This is a genomic window from Trebonia sp., assembly GCF_049794275.1.
Classification (GTDB): domain Bacteria; phylum Actinomycetota; class Actinomycetes; order Streptosporangiales; family Streptosporangiaceae; genus Trebonia.
Genome location: NZ_JBARCR010000478.1, coordinates 1 through 2464, shown reverse-complemented (window position 1 = coordinate 2464; position 2464 = coordinate 1). Strand labels below are relative to the sequence as shown.

Sequence of the window (2464 nt, the reverse complement as noted above, 5' to 3'; positions counted from 1 at the left end):
GGCTAGTTCCGCGGTCAGGCTCGAGGCCTGCCCGGCTACTAGGCCGGGACGGCTGGCGAGCGCCGCGGCGAACCGCAGCGCGGAGCGGCCGGGGAAGAACCGCTGCAGCGGGCCGAGCGCCGCCTGGGTAAGGAGCAAGTCAAGCGCGGCCGCGGACTCCGGTGCGTCAGGCGAGGCGGCGTCCGCCGGATCGGAGCTCATGACCGCGCCGCCGTCGCTGACAGCACGTCCGCGGGGATCGTAATCTCGCGCTTGAGCAGCTTGCCGGTGGGGCCCTTGGGCAGCCCGTCCGTCAGCCACACGTGCCGCGGGTACTTGTAGGCGGCGACCCGCTCCTTCACGTAATCGCGCAGCTCCTGCGGGGTGCAGGCCGTGCCGGGGCGGAGCGTGACGGCGGCGCCGACCTCCTCGCCGAGCGACGGATGCGGGATCCCGATCACGGCTGCCTCCAGGACTGCCGGGTGCTCGTAGAGCACTTCCTCGATCTCCCGCGGGTACACGTTGTAGCCGCCGCGGATGACCATGTCCTTCTTGCGGTCCACGATGTAGTAGAACCCGTCCTCGTCAACCGTTGCAAGGTCGCCGGTGCGGAACCAGCCGCCGCGCATCGCGGCCGCCGTCGCCTCTGGCTGGTTCCGGTAGCCCTTCATCACGTTGTGCCCGCGGATGGCGATCTCGCCGATCTCGCCGGTTTCTGTGACGGGGATCTCGCCGCCGCTGTCGTCGACGGTGACCAGCATGAGCTGCACGCCCTCGATCGGCAGGCCGATCGAGCCGGGCTTGCGGCGGTCGCGCCGGTTGAACGTGGCCACCGGCGAGGTCTCCGACAGCCCGTAGCCTTCCAGGATCACGGCATCGAAGGCCTTCTCGAACCCGTGCAGCACCTCGACGGGGAGCGCGGCGCCGCCGGAGACGCACAGCCGCAGCGACGAGGTGTCGGCGGTGGTACTGGCTGCTTCGCCGAGCATGCCGACGTACATGGTCGGCACGCCTTCGAACACCGTGACCCGGTCCCGCTCGATCACCTGCAGCGCCGCCGCCGGGCTGAACCTGGGGATCAGCGTCAGGCAGGCGCCGGACACCACCGCGGCATTCAGCCCGCAGGTCTGCCCGAAGCTGTGGAACAGCGGCAGGCAGCCCATCACCACGTCGTCAGGGCCGAGGTCGAGCAGCGTCGTGGCGGTCACGGAGGCGTTCTTCCGCATGTTGGCGTGCGTCAGCTCCGCGCCCTTCGGGGTGCCGGTGGTTCCCGAGGTGTACAGGATCACCGCAGTGTCGCCGTCGGCGCGCGGCGCCACCTCTGGCGATGGCGTCCAGGTGGCGACGTCGTCCAGCGTCGCGGCGCTGATCGTAACGGCAGCGGCCCCGGCTTTCTCCGCCCCGGCGGCCGCCTCGTCGGCGAAGGTCTCCCAGGCGAGCACCAGGCTGGCGCCGGAGTCGCCGAGGTAGTGGGCCACCTCGCGGGCCTTGAGCAGCGGGTTCATCGGGACGATCGCGCCGCCGGCGCGCAGCACGCCGTAGTAGAAGACCGGGAAGTGCGGCACGTTGGGCAGCATGATGCCCACCGGGTCGCCCGGCCGCAGCCCGCGCTCGCGCAGCCAGCCGGCGGCGTGCGCGCTGAGGTCGTCGAGCTGCGCGTAGGTAAAGGTGGTGGAGTCGAGCCGCAAGGCTGGGCGGTCTGGGTACATCTGCGCGGCTTCGCGCAGGTTGAGGGACAGGTTGGTCATGATGATCACGCTCCTGCGGTGAATGCGGACAGCCAGTGATGTCCCGGCCAGCCCGCTCCCAGTAGCCGTTGATGACCGGCAGCATCTCCTCGTGCACGAACCCGCGAGTCCGCTCCAGGTAGTCAAGCTGCGCGGGGGTGAACTCCTCGCGGAGCATGAAGTAGTCGGTGCGGAGGGCTTCTCCGAGGCCAGCTTCGAGACCCATGGCGGCCCCCTTAGATGAACGGCTGCTGACCTCCTCATGGTCTGCCGGCAGCCGGGATAGTGCCATGGCCTGGCGGACAACACGATCCGCGATCGGCTGTCCGCACGGACAACGGAGCCTTACCCGCCGACTGGGACGCCCTCTGCATACAGGTTGAAGGACCAGAGTCTACGACGGCCGGGCCTGGCAAGACCTCAGCCGCGGCGCTGATGAAATCAGCGGGCTCAGGCCGGCCGCCGCGCCAGTGGACACGGGCCTATTCTTCGGCGGTCTGGCCGATGCCGTTGATGGCGTCGCGCATCCCGGGCGTGAGCAGCTGAAGAAGCGGTGCCGCGGCGCTCTGGAGCTGTCGCACTGCGTCCTGCAGCCCGTCGCCCGGGACGGCCGCGCCCTTCGGTGACTTGGCTATCGCCGCGAGAATGCGGGCCATCTGCCCGCCGAGGTACTGGGCCTGCTCAAGGAAATGCCGGGCTATCGGGTCGTTGATGAGCACGGGCGCGCCCGTGAGCAGCATCAGCATGTACGTACGGAA

At 69.7% G+C, this 2464-nt stretch carries 3 protein-coding genes; all 3 read right to left on the bottom strand.

Going from position 1 to position 2464, the window contains the following annotated elements; translation table 11 throughout:
• Nucleotides 1–201, bottom strand: a 201-nt coding sequence (locus WA805_RS13095; RefSeq protein WP_425242466.1) for a hypothetical protein, incomplete at its 3' end; no start/stop codon positions are given.
• Entirely contained in the window at nucleotides 198–1727 is a 1530-nt protein-coding gene (locus WA805_RS13090; RefSeq protein WP_425242465.1) for a long-chain-fatty-acid--CoA ligase, read from the bottom strand. The genes WA805_RS13095 and WA805_RS13090, both read right to left, overlap by 4 nt.
• 461 nt (nucleotides 1728–2188) lie before the next feature.
• Nucleotides 2189–2464 (bottom strand): hypothetical protein (locus WA805_RS13085; protein WP_424559661.1); only part of this gene is annotated, 276 nt, incomplete at its 5' end.

What these genes read in the sequence shown, in the direction of transcription:
- WA805_RS13090 (WP_425242465.1), bottom strand. Translation starts at nt 1,727, where the DNA reads ATGACCAACCTGTCCCTCAACCTGCGCGAAGCCGCGCAGATGTACCCA.